This window comes from Roseomonas sp. 18066, from assembly GCF_902706185.1.
In the GTDB taxonomy this organism is placed as follows: domain Bacteria; phylum Pseudomonadota; class Alphaproteobacteria; order Acetobacterales; family Acetobacteraceae; genus Pseudoroseomonas.
Genome location: NZ_CACSJM010000001.1, coordinates 41,868 through 57,565 on the forward strand (window position 1 = coordinate 41,868; position 15,698 = coordinate 57,565).

A 15,698-nucleotide genomic window follows, 5' to 3' on the forward strand; every position below is an offset into this window, starting at 1 on the left:
GGGGCGAGAAACGGCGACGATATTCGGCAAAACAGGGGAATTCTCGACGAATCCAGACATACTGGACCAGTTCCGGCGTCCTGGACATGCATAATTGGCGCGTCCGGCTGCGTCATGGCCGTCGCGATAAACTATCCTTTATTCCGGAATCCATCGTTTCGATGATGCAGCGCAGAACCGCTGTGCTTTCATCCGGTTTCCCCGCCGTGCAAATCCCGCACGCCGCGCGGGCCTGGCGCGCAGAAAGCCGCCAGCCCCTCCAGAAAGGAGACCCGCCATGTCCAAGCACCCGCATCACGAGCCGCCCGCGCCGCCGGCCCCGCAAGTCCAGGACATCAACATCGATATCGACCTGGGTGGCATCCTGGGCGTCTTCGCCGGTAACATCAGCATCGGCGACATCAACCTTGGTGACATCAATGTCGGCGACATCGATATCGGCGACATCAAGGACAACCACGTCGATCTCGGCGACCTGCTGGATATCGGCGGCTCGGTCGCCGGCCACTTTTCCGACTGGCTGTTCGGCTGAAGGCAGGCGCGCGGCGGGGGGGCCCCGCCGCGCCGGGCCGCAATCAGCCGCGCATCAGGGGGGCGAGGTTGCCGCGGATCCGCTCCAGCACGGTGCCGGGCAGCGGGGCCGGGTCGAAGCGCTGGCCGGTGATCGCTTCATAGGCCTGGATATAGACAGCGGCCGTGTCGAGCACGAGTTGCTCCGGGATTTCCGGGATCTCATCGTTGTAAGGGTCGCAGCGCGCCGCCACCCAGGAACGAACGAAGTCCTTGTCGAAGCTCTCGGGGCGCTGGCCGGCCTCGAAGCGCGCGGGATAGCTGGCGGCCTGCCAGTAGCGGCTGCTGTCGGGGGTGTGGATCTCGTCGGCCAGCACGATGCGGCCCTCGGCATCGGTGCCGAACTCGTACTTGGTGTCGGCCAGGATCAGGCCGCGCTCGGCCGCCATCTGCTGCCCGCGGGCGAAAAGGGCCAGGGCATAGTCGCTCAGCTGCTGCCACTGCGCGGGCGTCAGCAGCTTCTGCTCGATGATCTCGGCCGGGGTCAGCGGCGCGTCATGGCCGCCGTCGAAGGCCTTGCTGGTCGGCGTGATGATCGGCTGCGGAAGGCGCTCGTTGTCGCGCATGCCGTCCGGCAGGGTGATGCCGTACATCTCGCGCTGCCCGGCCTTGTAGAGGGTCAGCACCGAGGTGCCCGTGGTGCCGGCGAGGTAGCCGCGCACCACGATCTCCACGGGCAGGATCTCCAGCCGCTGGCCGATCACCACATTCGGGTCCGGATAGGACAGGACGTGGTTCGGGCAGATGTCGCGGGTGGCGTCGAACCAGAAGCGGGCGGTCTGGGTCAGCAGCTCGCCCTTGTAGGGCACGGCGCAGAGGATGCGGTCGAAGGCGCTCAGCCGGTCGGTGGCGATGATCACCCGGCTGCCATCCGGCATGTCGTAATTGTCGCGCACCTTGCCGCTGTAGTGGTTCGGCAGCTCGGCGATGGTGGCGTCGCGGAGGATGCGCTGCGCCGAGGCGCGGAGGGTGGCGGGGTCCATGCTCTTCGATCCTTCTGCGGCGCAGGCGGCGGCTGCCGCTGCTTCTAGCCGATCACGGCACGGCTGTCAGGCGGGGCGCCCATGCCGCCACCCCTGGCCAGGGCCGCGGCAAAGGCGCAGCCTTCCCGCCAGGGTCCTCACCCAGAAGGGCCATCTTTCAAGGGAGAGGCGCGGATGGGCGCAGGGGTTTTCTCGCTGCAGGGGCAGCGGGTGCTGGTGACGGGTGCGGCCGGCGGCATCGGCTCGGCGACGGCGCGGCTGGCGGCGGAGCAGGGCGCCCAGGTGATCGCCGCCGACCTGGCCGAGCCCGCCGCCATCGCCGCCCGCAGCGGCGTCGCGGTCGCGCATTGCCACCGGCTGGACACCAGCGACCGCGCCGCCGTCGAGGCCTTCGTGGCGCAGGCCGGGCGGATCGACGGGCTGGTCGACACGGCGGCGATCTGCCCGGCCGACGACTGGATGGCCCCGGACTGGGACGCGGCCTTGCAGCAGGTGCTGGCGGTCAATGTCGGCGGGCCGATCAACCTGGCCCGGGCGCTGCTGGCGCCGATGGCGGCCCAGGGCGGCGGGCGGATGGTGTTCTGCGGCTCGATCGCCGGCTGGATGGGCGGCATCGTCTCCGGCCCGCACTACGCCTTTTCCAAGGGCGGGCTGCATGCCTTCATCCGCTGGCTGGCCCGCCGCGCGGCGCCGCAAGGCGTGCTGGTGAACGCCATCGCCCCCGGCCCGGTGGAGACCGCCATGACCGAGGGCCGCGGCTACCGCCCCGAGAACTATCCGCTGGGCCGCATGGCAAAGCCGGAGGAGATTGCGGCCACCGCCATCTTCCTGCTGGGTCCCGGCGCCGGCTATGCGGCCGGCGCCGTCTTCGACATCAACGGGGCGACCCATTTCCGCTAGCGCGGCGCGCGGGGGCCCCCATAGGTCGCCCAATGCCCGGTCGCCAGCCAACCGGCATCGACCGGCAGGTCGATACCGCTGACGGCCGAGGCGTCGTCGGAGAGCAGAAAGCCGACGGCCTTGGCGATTTCCGAGGCCTCCACCATGCGGCCCATGGCGGCGCCATCGGCCAGCTTGGCGGCGTCGCGCAAGCCTTTGTCGATAGCGGCCTGCAACGGCGGCGTGGCGACGAAGCCCGGCGAGACGGCATTCACCCGCAGCCCCGAGCGGCCCCATTCGCCGGCCAGGCACGCCGCCATATGCACGACGGCCGCCTTGGTCGGCGCATAGGCATGCAGCGGCACGGCGCGGCTGGCGGTGATCGAGCCGGTCAGCACCATCGCCCCCCGCCCGCGCGGCGCCATCCGCCGGCCGGCGGCCAGGCAGGTGACATAGACGCCGCGCAGATTGACCGCGACGATGCGGTCGAACTCGGCCAGCGGCAGCTCCTCCGGCCGGGCGCCCGGCTGGATCAGCCCGGCATTGGCCATCACCGCCTCGACCGGGCCGGCCTCGCGCTCCAGCTTTTCAAACGCAGCTTCCACCGCATCGGCGTCGGTAACGTCCAGCGTGATGGCGCGGGCGCCGAGGCGCGCGGCGGCGGCCTCGGCCCGGGCCCCGTCGATATCGGCGATGACGACCTGCCAGTTGCGCTCGGCCAGCAGCTCGACGGTGGCCAGGCCGATGCCGCTGGCGCCGCCCGTGACCAGGGCCAGCCGCCCCCTCCCCTCATCCCGTGTCATTCTTTTTCCTGTTTTCCCCAGGCGGCGCGCAGGGTTGCGGCCGCAAGATCGAGCACCGCCGGCACCGCGCCGATCGCCTTGTCCATGGTCAGGATGGCATGCGCCTCGCCGGACAGGTGCAGCGCGGTCACCGGCACGCCCGCGGCCTCCAGCTTGCTGCCATACGCCAACCCCTCGTCGGCCAGCGGGTCCTGGCCGCAGGTCAGCAGGAAGGCGGGCGGCGTGCCGGCCAGGCTCGGCGCCAGCAGCGGCGAGGCCTGCCAATCCGCGCGCCGCGCCGGGTCGGGCAGATAGTGGCCGATGAACCAGCGCATGGTGGCGCCGGTCAGCACCATGGCGTCGCTCGGGCGCGGATAGCGGTCGGGCGTGATCCGCAGATCCACCGCCGGATAGAGCAGCATCTGGAAGGAGCTGCACGGCGCGGCGCCGTCGCGGCCCATCAGCGCCAGGGTGGCGGCCAGGCCGCCGCCGGCGCTGTCGCCGCCGACCGCGAGGCGCGTGGGGTCGATGTTCAAGGCGGGCGCCTGCGCGTGCAGCCAGCGCAGCGCGGCCAGGGCGTCGTCCAGCGCCGCCGGATAGGGATGCTCCGGCGCCAGGCGGTAGTCGACCGCCAGCACCGCAGCACCCAGCCGCTGGGCCAGCGCGCGGCACAGCGCGTCATGCGTCTCCAGGCTGCCCAGCACCCAGCCGCCGCCATGCAGGAACAGCAGGCAGGGCTGCGGCGCGTCGGCGATCGCGCCGCGATAGAGCCGCAGCGGGATGCGGCGGTCCGGCAGCTCGATCGCGAGCTCCCGGATTTCCGGCAGGTCGACGCCCGGATGCTGCATAACGCGGCCGCGCGCGGCATGGGCCTCGCGCGCCGCTTCCGGCGTCAGCGCCTCGAAAGAGGGCGCGCCGCCCAGGCGGATGGCGGCCAGCAGGCGCTTCAGGTCGGGGCTGATCCCCGGCGGTGTCCTCGGCATCTCAGGGCGTCAGGCGGAAGCCGTCATAGCCGCGCGCGGCGACATCGGCGCAGATCCCGGCATAGCGCGCCATGCCGCCGGCATAGGGCATGAAGACGCGCGGCTTGCCCGGCACATTGGCGCCCAGATACCAGGAGGAATTGGCCTGGGGCAGCAAGGTCGCCGCCGCCGCCTCGTTGACATGGGTGACCCATTTTTCCGCGGCGTCGGGCTCGGCCTCGATCGAGCGCAGGCCGTTGTCGCGCAGATGGGTGATGCAGTCAGCAATCCAGTCGACATGCTGCTCGATGGCGACGGGCATATTGGTCAGCACCGAGGGGCTGCCCGGGCCGGTGATGGTGAACAGGTTCGGGAAGCCCGCGACCTGCAGCCCGAGATAGGTGACCGGCCCCGCCGCCCAGGCGTCCTTCAGTTTTTGCCCGCCGCGGCCCTCGATGTCGATGGCCAGCAGCGCGCCGGTCATGGCGTCGAAGCCCGTGGCGAAGACGATGATGTCGAGCGGAATTTCTTTGTCGGATGGCCGGATGCCGTCGGGCGTCACCGCCTCGATCGGGGTCGCCTTGATGTCGACGAGATCGACATTGTCGCGGTTGAAGGTCTCGAAATAATGGCTGTCGATCGGCGGCCGCTTGGTGGCGAAGGGATGGTCGCGCGGGGTGAGCTTCTCGGCCGTCGCCGGGTCCTGCACCACGTCGCGGATCTTGCCGCGGATGAAGTCCGACGCGGTGTCGTTCGCCGCCCGGTTGGTCAGCAGGTCGCGGAAGATCGAGCGGAAGCGCAGGCCGCCGCGTTCCCAGCCGGCCTCGTAGCGCGCCTGGCGCTCCGCCGCGTCGAGCTCCAGCGGCGACTGGTCGCCGAAATCGAAGGGATGGCCGTTGGGGGCGGCGCGGGCGCGCTCGCGGATGGCGGCGTAGTTGGCGCGCACCTCCTGGCGGAATTCCAGCGAGACCGGGCCGTTGCGCGCCGGGATGCTGTAATTGGCGGTGCGCTGGAACACCGTCAGATGCGCCGCCTGCGCCGCGATCACCGGCGTCGCCTGGATGCCGGTGGAGCCGGTGCCGATCAGCCCCACCCGCTTGCCGGTGAAGTCGACGCCCTCGCTCGGCCAGCGCCCGGTATGCACCCATTGCCCGGCGAAGCCGTCGAGGCCCGGAATGTCGGGGATATTGGCCGAGGACAGGCAGCCGATGGCGGTGATCAGGTAGCGCGCCGACAGCGTCTCGCCGGCTTGCGTCGTCACCCGCCAGAGGTTTGCCGCCTCGTCATAGCGGGCGGACGCCACCCGGGTGTCGAAGCGGAAGCTGCGCCGCAGGTCGAATTTTTCGGCGACATGGCCGAGATAGCGGCGGATCTCGTGATGCTCGGGATAGCGCTCGCTCCAATCCCATTCCTGCTGCAGTTCCTCGGAAAAGGAGAAGCTGTAGTAGTAGCTTTCGGAATCGCAGCGCGCCCCGGGATAGCGGTTCCAGTACCAAGTGCCGCCGACATCGCTGCCGGCCTCCAGCCCCTGCACCGCGAGGCCCAGCCCGTCGCGCAGCTTGTGCATCTGGTAGAGCCCGGCGAAGCCGGCGCCGATGATGATGGCGTCGAGTGCTTCGCCCGGCGGCGCCATCGGCGCGGCATCGGTCTGAATGGCGGTGGACATGCATGGCCCTCCCTGGGCGATGGTGGCCGCTCTGGCGGGGCCGCTTGCGGGCAAGGCTAGGAGGGGTGGCCGGGCACGACAATTTCCAAAATCGCCAAACTGGTGTGAAGATCCGTCACAATACGGGGGGCGATGGGATGGACCGGCTGGCGGAAATGCGCGTCTTCGTCCGCGCGGTGGAGGATGGTGGCTTCTCGGCCGCCGGCAGAGCGCTGTCGCTGACGCCATCCGCCGTGTCGAAGCTGGTGGCGCGGCTGGAGAACCGGTTGGGCGTTGTTTTGTTCAATCGCTCGCTGCGGTCATTGGCGCTGACGCCGGAGGGCGAAGCCTTCTACCCCGCCGCCTTGCAGGCGCTCGCCGCCGTCGAGGAGGCCGAGGCCAGCGCCCAGGGCGGCCGGCTGACGGGAGAGGTGCTGCGCATCCGCTCGGTGCCGACCTTTGCCATCCACCTGCTGGCGCCGCTGGTGCCGGAATTCCGCCGCCAGCATCCCGGGCTGCGGCTGGAATTCGTCCTCGGCAACGAGCCGGGCAATCTGCTGGAGGGCGGCGTCGACCTGGCCATCTCCATCGGCGAGCTGCCGGACAGCTCGCTGGTCGCGCGGCGGGTGACGACGATGCGCTGGATCATCTGCGCGGCGCCCAGCTACCTCGCCGAGCACGGCACGCCCAAAAGCCCGGCGGAGCTGGCCGAGCATGAATGCCTGAACTTCAACAAGCGGATGCCCTGGAGCACCTGGAGCTTTCGTGGCGCCGACCATTCGGTCAGCCGCATCCCGGCGCGCGGCGGCGTCACCGCCAACCAGGGGCAGATGCTGATGGCGCTGGCGGTGGCCGGTGTCGGCATCGCGCGGCTGGCCGATTTCCAGATCCGCGAGGCGCTGGCGGAGGGCAAGCTGAAAAAACTGTTCCCGGAGCAGGAGCCGCGGATGGAGGAGGCGATCTATGCCGTCCACCAGGGCCGCCGCCACCCCAGCCCGCGCCTGCGTTTCTTCCTCGATTTCCTGGAAGAGGAATTCTCGCGCAGGCCGCAGTGAGGGGAATGGCGGGAACCGCCCTCCCCTCCCCCGGAAGGATCAGGCCTCGGTCAGCGCCGGGACCGTGCTGGTCCAGCCATGCTTGTCGTCGGCGGCGCCATACTGGATGCCGACGATAGCGTCGTAGAGCTTCTGGGTCAGCAGGCCGGTATGGCCATTGCCGATGCTGATCTTCTCGCCCTTGTAGCCGAGCTCGCCCACCGGCGAGACCACCGCCGCGGTGCCCGTGCCCCACATCTCGCGCAGGGTGCCGTCGCGGCCGGCCTGCATCACCTCGTCGATGCTGATGCGGCGCTCGGAGACGCTCACGCCCCAGTCGCGCAGCAGGGTCAGGATCGAGTTGCGGGTGACGCCGTCCAGGATGGTGCCGGCCAGCGGCGGCGTGATCACCTCGTCGCCGATCTGCATCATGATGTTCATGGTGCCGACCTCGTCGATGTATTTGCGCTCGACGCCGTCCAGCCACAGCACCTGGGTGTAGCCGGCGCGCTCGGCCTCCTGCTGGGCGGAGAGCGAGGCCGCGTAGTTGGCCGCGGTCTTGGCCTCGCCGAGGCCGCCCTGCACGGCGCGGACATGGTTGTCGGTCGCCAGGATGCGGACCGGCTTGACGCCTTCCTTGTAATAGGCGCCGACCGGCGAGCAGATGACGAAATAGGTGTAGCTGTGCGCCGGATGCACGCCGAGCATCACGTCGGTCGCGATCACCGTCGGGCGAATGTAGAGAGAAGTGCCATGGGTCGAGGGCACCCATTCATGGTCGACGCCGACGATCGCCTCAAAGGAGCGGCGCACCAGCTCGACATCGAGCTCGGGGATGCACAGCGCGCGGGCCGACTTGTTCAGCCGCTCGGCATGGCGCTGGGCGCGGAACAGGCGGATCTGGCCATCCTTGCCCCGGAAGGCCTTCAGCCCGTCGAAGATCGCCTGGCCGTAATGCAGCACCGAGGTCGCCGGGTCCATCGACAGCGGCGCATAGGGGACCACGCGCGGGTCGTGCCAGCCCTTCCCCTCGACATAGTTCATGACGAACATATGGTCGGTGAAGACCTTGCCGAAGGAAAGCGAGGCATCGGCCGGGCGCGGCTGCGGCGTCCGGGTGCGGGTGATGCTGATCGGGGTCGGGCTGGTCGAGCTCATGGGGCCGGTGTCCGCAGTTTTGTTGCGCGTGGAGGCAGTCTACCGCAATGGCCGTACGATTCCGCCCCCCTTCCGTCAACATTCCACCCATGCGCGCTGGTTCTGATAGGTCAGCGCGTCTGCCCGATCTCGTCTCGGCCGAGTCTGGGGACTTTGGCGGGGAGTCGTTTTGTTGCGAATCGATGACGAATCGACGCCGACTCCGGATCGGCCTGCAAGGCGCTGTTTTCCTGCGCCTTGCCCGGCACCGGTGGATGAGGACTTTGGCGGGAAAACCCGGCCGCGAGTCGATGAACAGAAACGCGATTCGCGGCAGGGCGCTGAAAAACCTTGTCCCCAGCATCGGCGAGGACTGTGGCGGTGGCGGCAGGGACTTCGGCGGGGGCGGCCGCGCGGTTTTGCTGGGAGTCGCGAGCTTCATCCCGAGGACTATTGCGGGACAGACTAATAGTTAGAATCACTACTAATCCTCTAGTAGCTCACCCGCCAAAGTCCTCGGCGACAAGCGTCTCAAAATGTTCCATTCTCCGGGACGCCTCGATGGTTGGTCACCAGCGAGCCTTGAAGGAGAGATGCCGTGGCCGAAGTCCATGCGATGCTGGAAGCCCATGGCCGCCAAGGGGTCCTGAAGCTCGACTTCGACCGTCGCGTCGTGGATGCCGCCGCCGATTACCTCGGCGACGAGGATGGCGGCATCGGCTTCATCTATTCCGGCTGGGCCCAGGCCGCCCTGCCCCACAAGCGCCTGCCCGACGACGCACCCTGGCAGGTTCGCACCGACCGCGTCAGCCTCCTCGTCGAGCCCGGCCGCAAGACCCGCCCGGATGGCAGCCTGGAATGGATCGGCGTGCCCTATGGCAGCCGGGCGCGGCTGATCATGCTGTACCTGCAGTCGGAGGCGATCCGCACCAATTCGCGCGAGATCGAGCTGGGCCGCAGCCTGCGCGCCTGGCTGGGGCGGATGGGCATCTCGCCGGGCGGCAAGTCGATCAAGGATGTCCGCGAGCAGGCCGAGCGCATCACCCGCTGCCGCCTGACCTTCGAGGTGCAGCAGGCCGGGCGCTCGGCGCTGGTGCAGCAGCTGATCGTCGACAAGGCGCTGTTCACCGAGGATGCGGACTCTGGCGGGAGCCAGTTCCTTGAGCGGACCAAGCTGTCGGAGACCTTCTTCGACCAGCTGCGCCGCCACCCCGTCCCCATCGAGGAATCGGCGATCCGCGCCATCAACCGCCACTCCATGGCGCTGGATATCTATTGCTGGCTGGCCTACCGGCTGCATGTGCTGCCGAGCCCGCTGCAGGTCTCCTGGAAGGCGCTGCACGCCCAGTTCGGCACCGGCATCCGCCGCCTCGACCATTTCCGCGAGACCTTCACCGAGCAGCTGGCCCTGGCGACCGCCGTCTATCCGGCGGCGAAGATCGACATCAAGCCGATGGGGCTGGTGCTGTCCCCCTCCTCGCCCCCGGTCGCGGCGCGCAAGACTGTGGTCGCCTTCCCGGGCGAGGCCGCTTCCCGGCAGAGTCCCCAGAAGAAGGCGGGCTGACCCCCCGCCAAAGTCCTCAGGCCTCCTCGGCCTTGGCGTCGATGATCTGACGCTCCAGCTCGGCGAGCTCCGCCGACCAGCGTGCCATCTCCTTGCGGGCGCGCTCGATCTTCCCCTGCAATTCCTCGCGTTTCGCCGCCAGCAGCGCGTCCTCGCCATGGGCGGCCAGGCGCTGGGTGCGCAATTCCTGGCGGAAGCGCTCGATCGCCGAACGCGGCGTGCCGGGCGCCACCAGGCCGCGCTGCCGCGCCTGCTCCAGCGCATCGGGCTCCAGTGTCACCAGGCGGAAGGCGGCGGCATAGCTGCGCGGCAGCTCGGCCTCGGGCACGTAGCCCTGCTCCACCTTCTCCGCCACAGTCCGCAGCATATGGGCGACCGAGCGGTTGAAGGGCAGCTTGGCGACGATGTCGCGCTCGAAGCTGCCGCGGAACTGCCGTTCCGCATGCGCCAGCAACCGGCCGATGGACAGGAAGGTGCGCTGGGCGGTGTCCCAGAGCTTGCCGATCTCCTGGACGACATCGGCCTCGCTGGACAGCTTGAAAATCTCGCTGCGCGGGGTTTCCACATCCTCATGCGCGATGGTGAGGATCGAGGCGCGCTTGGCCGGCGCCTTGCGCGCGCCCCAGCGTTCCTTGGCGTCGATGGCCATGCTCAGCTCTCCAGCCCGAGTTCGAAGCGAACGAAATTCCACACCGCCTCATAGTCTTCGGCGGCCTTGCGGCCGAGCTTGCCGGTCAGGTCGGCGACGCCCTTGCCTTCGAAATAGGTGCGCATCACCGCCTGCAGCGTGCGCACGTCATGCGGGCAAAGCTTGCCCATGGAGGACAGGTAGTGCCGGGCCTCGCCCAGGCTGCTGACATCGCGCTCGGTCTTGCACAGCAGGAAGAAGGCCGGGCGGTTTTCCTGCCGCACCAGCTTCATCCATTCGGCGACCGATTCCAGGTCTTCGCCGCCCTGGCCGGTCGGGATCAGCACGATATCGGCGCGCCGCAACACATGGCGCAGGTGTTCCGAGTCATGCTCGACGCCCGGTGGCGTGTCGACGAAGATCAGGTCGTATTCGCCGAGGTCGGCAATCTCGCGCAGGGCCTCGGCAGCTTCCGCCATGGTGACCTTGTCGAAATGGCTGATCGCCGGCAGCTCTTCCGGCCGGCGGTTCCACCAGCGGGTCAGGGTGCGCTGCAGGTCCAGGTCGATGGTGGCCACCCGGTAGCCGTCGCGGGCGGCCATGGCGGCCAGGTTGCGGGTGGTGGTGGTCTTGGCGCTGCCGCCCTTGGCGCTGGACAGGAGCACCACCTTGCCGGGCGAGATCTCGGCCGGCTTGGCCGGGGCGGCTTCGACGGGTTTGCTGGAACTCGGCTTCCGGGCCATGCTGCTTCCTTGCCGCTGCAAATCGCGTCTTCAGGGTGTGGTCAAACGCCGCTCACTGTAGGGCGATGTTTGACGGCGTCAAACCTGGCCTGTGGATAAGTCACGCCCCGCCGCCAGCCTCATCCCACCCTATACCAAAGTCCGGGTCCTTCCGCCCCTGCGGATGATCGCGCGCGTTCGCGCCGCGCCGCATCCTGGCCGCCGCCAAACTCCGCCGATCCCGGCGCAGAAGACGGCATTTATATTCAAGCCAGGAGGCCCGCATGCCCCGCATGATCCCCATGTCGCAGCCACAGCCCGGCCGTCGGAAGCTGGTGCTCGGCGGGCTTTCGGCCGCGGCGACGCTTGCCTTGCCGGCGGCGGCCACGGCCCAGGCCCATCGACGCCCGCCCGCGGCGGCGGCACCGTCAACCCATGAAGGACGCGTCTCAATGGACAGCATCACCACCCAGGACGGCACCCGGATCTTCTTCAAGGATTGGGGCACCGGCCAGCCGATCGTCTTCCATCACGGCTGGCCGCTGAGCGCGGATGACTGGGATGCGCAGATGATTTTCTTCGCCAATGCCGGCTACCGGGTCATCGCGCATGACCGGCGCGGCCATGGCCGGTCCACCCAGACGGCAACCGGCAATGAGATGGACACCTATGCCGCCGATGTGGCCGCGCTGGCCCAGCAGCTGGACCTGAAGGGCGCCGTGCATATCGGCCATTCGACCGGCGGCGGCGAGGTGGCGCGCTATGTCGCGCAATATGGCGGTGGGGGCCGCGTGGCCAAGGCGGTGCTGGTCGGCGCCGTGCCGCCGATCATGCTGCAGACGCCGGCCAATCCGGGCGGCCTGCCGCTCGCGGTCTTCGACGGCTTCCGCAAGGCGCTGGCCGACAACCGCGCGCAGTTCTTCCGCGATGTCGCGGCCGGGCCCTTCTACGGCTTCAACCGCACCGGCGTCGCGACCATCCCGGGCGTCGTCGACAATTGGTGGCGCCAGGGCATGATGGGCGGCGCCAAGGCGCATTACGACTGCATCAAGGCCTTCTCCGAGACGGACTTCACCGAGGATCTGAAGAAGATCGACGTGCCCGTGCTCGTGCTGCATGGCGAGGACGACCAGATCGTGCCGATCGCCGATTCCGCGCATCTGGCGATCAAGCTGCTGAAGCACGGCACGCTGAAGACCTATCCCGGCCTGCCGCATGGCATGGCGACGACGCATGCCGATGTGATCAACGCTGACCTGCTGGCCTTCATCAGCGGCTGAGGCCTTTCGCGGGATCCCCTGGCGCGACACCGCGCCAGGGGCGTCCGAGAGAGGAATAAAGTCCTACTATCCCGCCATTGTCCTCACGGCCGTCGCGACGCCAGGCCAAGGGCCCCGCGAATTCTGCAGCCCCGCCGCCGCGATGCGGTCTAGACTTCGCCGAGGGCGCCCCAATCTGCGGGGAGCATCAGCGACGGAGGCCAGGATGGACGAGGACAGAACCGTGCCGGCCGCCATGCAGCCACAGCCCGGCGATTACGAATACGACCTGGACCGGGCGCTGAGCGCCGTGGTGACGCTGCGCGCCCGCATCCCCGACGACGCCTTCACCGCCGAGACGCTGGGCACCGAGCGGATCGGCAACGCCGTGCAGTTCCGCGAGGACGGGTTGCTGCTGACCATCGGCTACCTGGTGACCGAGGCGGAGGAGGTCTGGCTGACCGCCGGCGACGGCCGCGTCGTGCCCGGCCATGTGATCGGCTTCGACCAGGTCACCGGCTTCGGCCTGGTGCAGGCGCTGGGGCGGCTCGGCGTGCCGGCGCTGCCGCTCGGCGCCTCCAGCAGCATACGCCCCGGCGACGACATCGTCTTCGCCGGCGCCGGTGGCCGCCAGGGGGCGCTGGCCGGGCGCATCGTCGCGCGCCAGGCCTTTGCCGGCTACTGGGAATACCTGCTCGACGATGCGATCTACACGGCGCCGGCGCATCCGCTCTGGGGCGGCGGCGCGGTGATCGGGCCTCGCGGCGACCTGGTGGGCATCGGCTCGATCCAACTCGGCCATGACCCGGGCGACGGCAAGGTGCGGGTGCTGAACATGAGCGTCCCCACCGACCTGCTGAAGCCGATCCTGCCGGAAATGCTGGCCCAGGGGCAGCCCAGCCGGCCGCCGCGGCCCTGGCTCGGCGTCTCGGCGGCGTCCGAGGAAGGGCAGCTGGTGCTGATCGGCGTCAGCCGGCGCGGCCCGGCGGCGCGGGCCGGGCTGAAGCGCGGCGATATCGTGCTGGCGGTCGACAGCCAGCCGGTGACCGACGAGGCCACCTTCTTCCGCGCGCTATGGTCGCTGGGCGATGCCGGGGTCGATGTGCCGCTGGTGCTGGACCGCGACGGCGACCGCTTCGAGGTCAATGTCACCTCGGGCGACCGCAACCGCTGCCTGAAGACCCGCCGGCTGCACTGACGCCCCAGGGCAGGACCGGGCAGGACAGGACAGGACCGGGCAGGGCAGGGGGGGCGTGCCGGGGGACGCATCCGCCGCGCCCTCAGCCGAAAGGCGAGGCAGCCTCCTGCAGCAGCCAGTCGCGCAGCGCCGTCACCGGCGCTTCCCGCCCGCGCGCCGGGGCATGCAGCAGGTGCCAGCCGGTGCCGCGCCGCAGCGGGGCAATGGCGGGCAGCGGATTGACCAGCCGCCCGGCATCGAGCTCGGGCGCCACCAGCGACAGGTCGGCCAGCGCCACGCCGAGGCCATGCATGGCGGCCTGCGGCGGCAGCAGCGAGGAGGCGAAGCGCAGCGGCCGCTCGGGGCGCTGGCCGCGCTGGCCGGCATGGGCCAGCCATTCCTCCCAGTCGTTCGGTGCGGTGTCGGAGGCCAGCAGCGTCTCGCCGGCCATGGTCCGCGGCTCCAGCGCGCCACGGGCGGCCAGCCAGGCGGGGGCGCAGACCGGCACCAGCCGGTCGGGGAACAGCAGATGGGAAGAAATCTCCGGCCAGGGGCCGCGGCCATGCACCACGGCGGCATCCAGCCCGTCATCGCCGCGCAGCTCCGGCGTCTCGATGGCGGTGGACAGGCGCAGCTCGATCTCCGGATGGCGGCGGTGGAAGCGGGGCAGGCGCGGCAGCAGCCAGCCGATGGCGAAGGAAGTCTGCGCATTGACCGTCAGCAGGGCGCGCGGGCGCTCCGCCAGGGCGCGGCCGATGCCGGCCTCCAGCGTGTCGAAGGCGTCGACCAGCACCGGCAGCAGCGCCCGGCCCTCGGCGGTCAGCGCCAGGGAGCGCGGGCCGCGGTCGAACAGGCGCCGCGCCAGCCGCGCCTCCAGCAGCTGCACATGGCGGCTGACAGCGGCGGCGGTGACGCCGAGCTCCTCCGCCGCCGCCGCGAAGCCGCCATTGCGGGCGGCGGCCTCGAAGGCGCGCAGCGCGTTCAGCGGCGGCAGGCGGCGGCGCATTCTTTCGTCAGTTCGCCATCGCCGGCTGGGCGGTGAAGCGGTTGGCCGGGCGGTCCAGGCCGAAATGCTCGCGCAGCGTGGTCCCGCCATAGTCCTCACGAAACAGCCCGCGGCGGCGCAGCTCGGGCAGCACGGTCTCGGCGAAGACGCCCATGTCGCCGGGCAGGTTGGGCGGCAGCAGGTTGAAGCCGTCGCAGGCGCCGCCCTCGAACCATTCCTGCATGTGGTCGGCGATGTCGGCGGGGGTGCCGGCGAAGGTGTCGTGGCCGCGGCCGAAGGCGATGGCGTGGATCAGCTGGCGGATGGTCAGGTTGTCGCGCCGCGCCAGGTCGACGAAGACCTGGTAGCGGCTCTTGCCGCCATTGATCGCCTCGATCGGCGGCAGCTCGGGCAGCGGGCCGTCCAGCGGATAGGTGAAGAGGTCGACGCCCAGGTTGTTCGACAGCTGGTGCAGCCCGTATTGCGGCACGATGTATTCGTTGAGCTCCGCGGCCTTGTCGCGCGCCTCCTGCCGGGTCGCGCCGACCACGGCGGCCAGGCCCGGCAGGATGCAGAGCTGGTCGGGGCGGCGGCCGTAATTCCGCATCCGCGCCTTCACGTCGCCATAGAATTCCTGCGCATCGGCCAGGTTGTTCTGCGCGGTGTAGATGGCCTCGGCGAAGCGGGCGGCGAATTCGCGCCCGTCGGTGGAGGAGCCGGCCTGCACCAGCACCGGATGCCCCTGCGGCGGCCGCGGAAAGTCGAGCGGGCCGCGCACCTTGAAGAATTTTCCCTCATGGTGGATCGGATGCAGCTTGCTGCGGTCGACGAAGCGGCCGCTGGCGCGGTCGGCGACCAGCGCGTCGTCTTCCCAGCTGTCCCAGAGCGCGCGGGTGACGTCCACGAACTCGGTCGCGCGGGCATAGCGCTGGGCGTGCTGCATATGCTGGTCATGGCCGAAATTCTGCGCCGCCATCTCGTTGCCCGAGGTGACGATGTTCCACCCGGCGCGGCCGCGGCTGACGCGGTCGAGGGAGGCGAACTTCCGCGCCAGGTCATAGGGCTCGTGATAGGTGGTGGACGCCGTGCCGATCACGCCGATCTTGCTGGTCACCGCGGCGACGGCGGCGAGCAGTGTGAAAGGCTCGAAGAAGTTGTTGAAAGGCCCGTGCTCGACATGGTGGTTGATGGCCAGCGCGTCGGCGATGAAGACGGCGTCGAGCTTCGCCGCCTCCGCCTGCTGCGCCAGCCGCTGGTAGTAGCCGATATCCATCATGTCGGCCGGATCGGTGCCGGGATGGCGCCAGGCGGCCTCGTGATGCCCGATGCCCTGGATGAACAGGTTCAGGTGCATTTTTCTGGTCATTGAGC

The 15,698-nt window shown here is 69.6% G+C and carries 15 protein-coding genes; 6 read left to right on the top strand and 9 right to left on the bottom strand.

Annotation, left to right across the window (positions count from 1 at the left end; all coding sequences use genetic code 11):
- Window positions 1-277: 277 nt before the first annotated feature.
- A complete protein-coding gene (locus GVN67_RS00185; protein ID WP_159992233.1) occupies window positions 278-532 on the top strand; it encodes a hypothetical protein in 255 nt (84 codons plus the stop codon).
- A gap of 43 nt (window positions 533-575) precedes the next feature.
- On the opposite strand, the gene GVN67_RS00190 is transcribed toward GVN67_RS00185, so the two are convergent.
- Complete coding sequence (locus GVN67_RS00190; protein WP_159992234.1) at window positions 576-1,553, bottom strand: phosphoribosylaminoimidazolesuccinocarboxamide synthase; 978 nt, start codon at window positions 1,551-1,553, stop codon at window positions 576-578.
- 174 nt (window positions 1,554-1,727) lie between these two features.
- Between GVN67_RS00190 and GVN67_RS00195 the strand changes: the two genes are divergently transcribed.
- Window positions 1,728-2,453 (top strand): SDR family NAD(P)-dependent oxidoreductase, encoded by a 726-nt coding sequence (locus GVN67_RS00195; protein ID WP_159992235.1) that lies wholly within the window; start codon window positions 1,728-1,730, stop codon window positions 2,451-2,453.
- Here the strand turns inward: GVN67_RS00195 and GVN67_RS00200 are convergent.
- From GVN67_RS00200 to GVN67_RS00210, 3 genes are read right to left on the bottom strand one after another with little or no spacing between them, the layout of a single operon-like run.
- Complete coding sequence (locus GVN67_RS00200) at window positions 2,450-3,235, bottom strand: SDR family NAD(P)-dependent oxidoreductase (protein WP_159992236.1); 786 nt, start codon at window positions 3,233-3,235, stop codon at window positions 2,450-2,452. The genes GVN67_RS00195 and GVN67_RS00200 overlap by 4 nt on opposite strands.
- Window positions 3,232-4,197 (bottom strand): alpha/beta hydrolase, encoded by a 966-nt coding sequence (locus tag GVN67_RS00205; RefSeq protein WP_159992237.1) that lies wholly within the window; start codon window positions 4,195-4,197, stop codon window positions 3,232-3,234. The genes GVN67_RS00200 and GVN67_RS00205 overlap by 4 nt, the downstream gene beginning before the upstream one ends.
- Window position 4,198: 1 nt before the next feature.
- On the bottom strand, window positions 4,199-5,842 hold the full coding sequence (locus tag GVN67_RS00210) for an NAD(P)/FAD-dependent oxidoreductase (RefSeq protein ID WP_304621450.1): 1,644 nt from the start codon (window positions 5,840-5,842) through the stop codon (window positions 4,199-4,201).
- Window positions 5,843-5,979: 137 nt separating this feature from the next.
- Here GVN67_RS00210 and GVN67_RS00215 point away from each other — a divergent pair, with 137 nt between their 5' ends.
- Window positions 5,980-6,876 carry a LysR family transcriptional regulator gene (locus tag GVN67_RS00215; protein ID WP_159992238.1) on the top strand — a complete coding sequence of 299 codons (897 nt, stop codon included), beginning with the start codon at window positions 5,980-5,982 and terminating at the stop codon, window positions 6,874-6,876.
- A gap of 39 nt (window positions 6,877-6,915) precedes the next feature.
- Here the strand turns inward: GVN67_RS00215 and GVN67_RS00220 are convergent, their stop codons facing one another.
- Complete coding sequence (locus GVN67_RS00220) at window positions 6,916-8,013, bottom strand: branched-chain amino acid aminotransferase (RefSeq protein WP_159992239.1); 1,098 nt, start codon at window positions 8,011-8,013, stop codon at window positions 6,916-6,918.
- Window positions 8,014-8,590: 577 nt separating this feature from the next.
- Between GVN67_RS00220 and GVN67_RS00225 the strand changes: the two genes are divergently transcribed.
- Window positions 8,591-9,556 carry a replication protein RepA gene (locus tag GVN67_RS00225; RefSeq protein ID WP_235034877.1) on the top strand — a complete coding sequence of 322 codons (966 nt, stop codon included), beginning with the start codon at window positions 8,591-8,593 and terminating at the stop codon, window positions 9,554-9,556.
- A gap of 16 nt (window positions 9,557-9,572) precedes the next feature.
- On the opposite strand, the gene GVN67_RS00230 is transcribed toward GVN67_RS00225, so the two are convergent.
- Window positions 9,573-10,205 carry a hypothetical protein gene (locus GVN67_RS00230; protein WP_159992240.1) on the bottom strand — a complete coding sequence of 211 codons (633 nt, stop codon included), beginning with the start codon at window positions 10,203-10,205 and terminating at the stop codon, window positions 9,573-9,575.
- A 2-nt stretch (window positions 10,206-10,207) separates the two neighbouring features.
- Complete coding sequence (locus GVN67_RS00235; protein ID WP_159992241.1) at window positions 10,208-10,927, bottom strand: ParA family protein; 720 nt, start codon at window positions 10,925-10,927, stop codon at window positions 10,208-10,210.
- Window positions 10,928-11,358: 431 nt separating this feature from the next.
- On the opposite strand from GVN67_RS00235, the gene GVN67_RS00240 reads away from it, so the two are divergent.
- Together GVN67_RS00240 and GVN67_RS00245 are read left to right on the top strand one after the other, a co-directional pair.
- Window positions 11,359-12,186 (top strand): alpha/beta fold hydrolase, encoded by an 828-nt coding sequence (locus GVN67_RS00240; protein ID WP_200845054.1) that lies wholly within the window; start codon window positions 11,359-11,361, stop codon window positions 12,184-12,186.
- Between the two features lie 205 nt (window positions 12,187-12,391).
- A complete protein-coding gene (locus tag GVN67_RS00245; protein WP_159992242.1) occupies window positions 12,392-13,363 on the top strand; it encodes a S1C family serine protease in 972 nt (323 codons plus the stop codon).
- Window positions 13,364-13,445: 82 nt separating this feature from the next.
- On the opposite strand, the gene GVN67_RS00250 is transcribed toward GVN67_RS00245, so the two are convergent.
- Both GVN67_RS00250 and GVN67_RS00255 read right to left on the bottom strand, forming a co-directional pair.
- Complete coding sequence (locus GVN67_RS00250; protein ID WP_159992243.1) at window positions 13,446-14,348, bottom strand: LysR substrate-binding domain-containing protein; 903 nt, start codon at window positions 14,346-14,348, stop codon at window positions 13,446-13,448.
- Window positions 14,349-14,355: 7 nt separating this feature from the next.
- Window positions 14,356-15,681 (bottom strand): LLM class flavin-dependent oxidoreductase, encoded by a 1,326-nt coding sequence (locus GVN67_RS00255; protein ID WP_235034878.1) that lies wholly within the window; start codon window positions 15,679-15,681, stop codon window positions 14,356-14,358.
- Window positions 15,682-15,698: the final 17 nt, after the last annotated feature.

Excerpts from the sequence above, each read along its gene's own strand:
- GVN67_RS00220 (WP_159992239.1), bottom strand. The coding sequence starts at position 8,013 with ATGAGCTCGACCAGCCCGACCCCGATCAGCATCACCCGCACCCGGACG.
- GVN67_RS00210 (WP_304621450.1), bottom strand. The coding sequence starts at position 5,842 with ATGTCCACCGCCATTCAGACCGATGCCGCGCCGATGGCGCCGCCGGGC.
- GVN67_RS00200 (WP_159992236.1), bottom strand. The coding sequence starts at position 3,235 with ATGACACGGGATGAGGGGAGGGGGCGGCTGGCCCTGGTCACGGGCGGC.
- GVN67_RS00185 (WP_159992233.1), top strand. The coding sequence starts at position 278 with ATGTCCAAGCACCCGCATCACGAGCCGCCCGCGCCGCCGGCCCCGCAA.
- GVN67_RS00255 (WP_235034878.1), bottom strand. The coding sequence starts at position 15,681 with ATGCACCTGAACCTGTTCATCCAGGGCATCGGGCATCACGAGGCCGCC.
- GVN67_RS00240 (WP_200845054.1), top strand. The coding sequence starts at position 11,359 with ATGGACAGCATCACCACCCAGGACGGCACCCGGATCTTCTTCAAGGAT.
- GVN67_RS00250 (WP_159992243.1), bottom strand. The coding sequence starts at position 14,348 with ATGCGCCGCCGCCTGCCGCCGCTGAACGCGCTGCGCGCCTTCGAGGCC.
- GVN67_RS00205 (WP_159992237.1), bottom strand. The coding sequence starts at position 4,197 with ATGCCGAGGACACCGCCGGGGATCAGCCCCGACCTGAAGCGCCTGCTG.
- GVN67_RS00195 (WP_159992235.1), top strand. The coding sequence starts at position 1,728 with ATGGGCGCAGGGGTTTTCTCGCTGCAGGGGCAGCGGGTGCTGGTGACG.
- GVN67_RS00245 (WP_159992242.1), top strand. The coding sequence starts at position 12,392 with ATGGACGAGGACAGAACCGTGCCGGCCGCCATGCAGCCACAGCCCGGC.
- GVN67_RS00235 (WP_159992241.1), bottom strand. The coding sequence starts at position 10,927 with ATGGCCCGGAAGCCGAGTTCCAGCAAACCCGTCGAAGCCGCCCCGGCC.
- GVN67_RS00190 (WP_159992234.1), bottom strand. The coding sequence starts at position 1,553 with ATGGACCCCGCCACCCTCCGCGCCTCGGCGCAGCGCATCCTCCGCGAC.
- GVN67_RS00230 (WP_159992240.1), bottom strand. The coding sequence starts at position 10,205 with ATGGCCATCGACGCCAAGGAACGCTGGGGCGCGCGCAAGGCGCCGGCC.
- GVN67_RS00215 (WP_159992238.1), top strand. The coding sequence starts at position 5,980 with ATGGACCGGCTGGCGGAAATGCGCGTCTTCGTCCGCGCGGTGGAGGAT.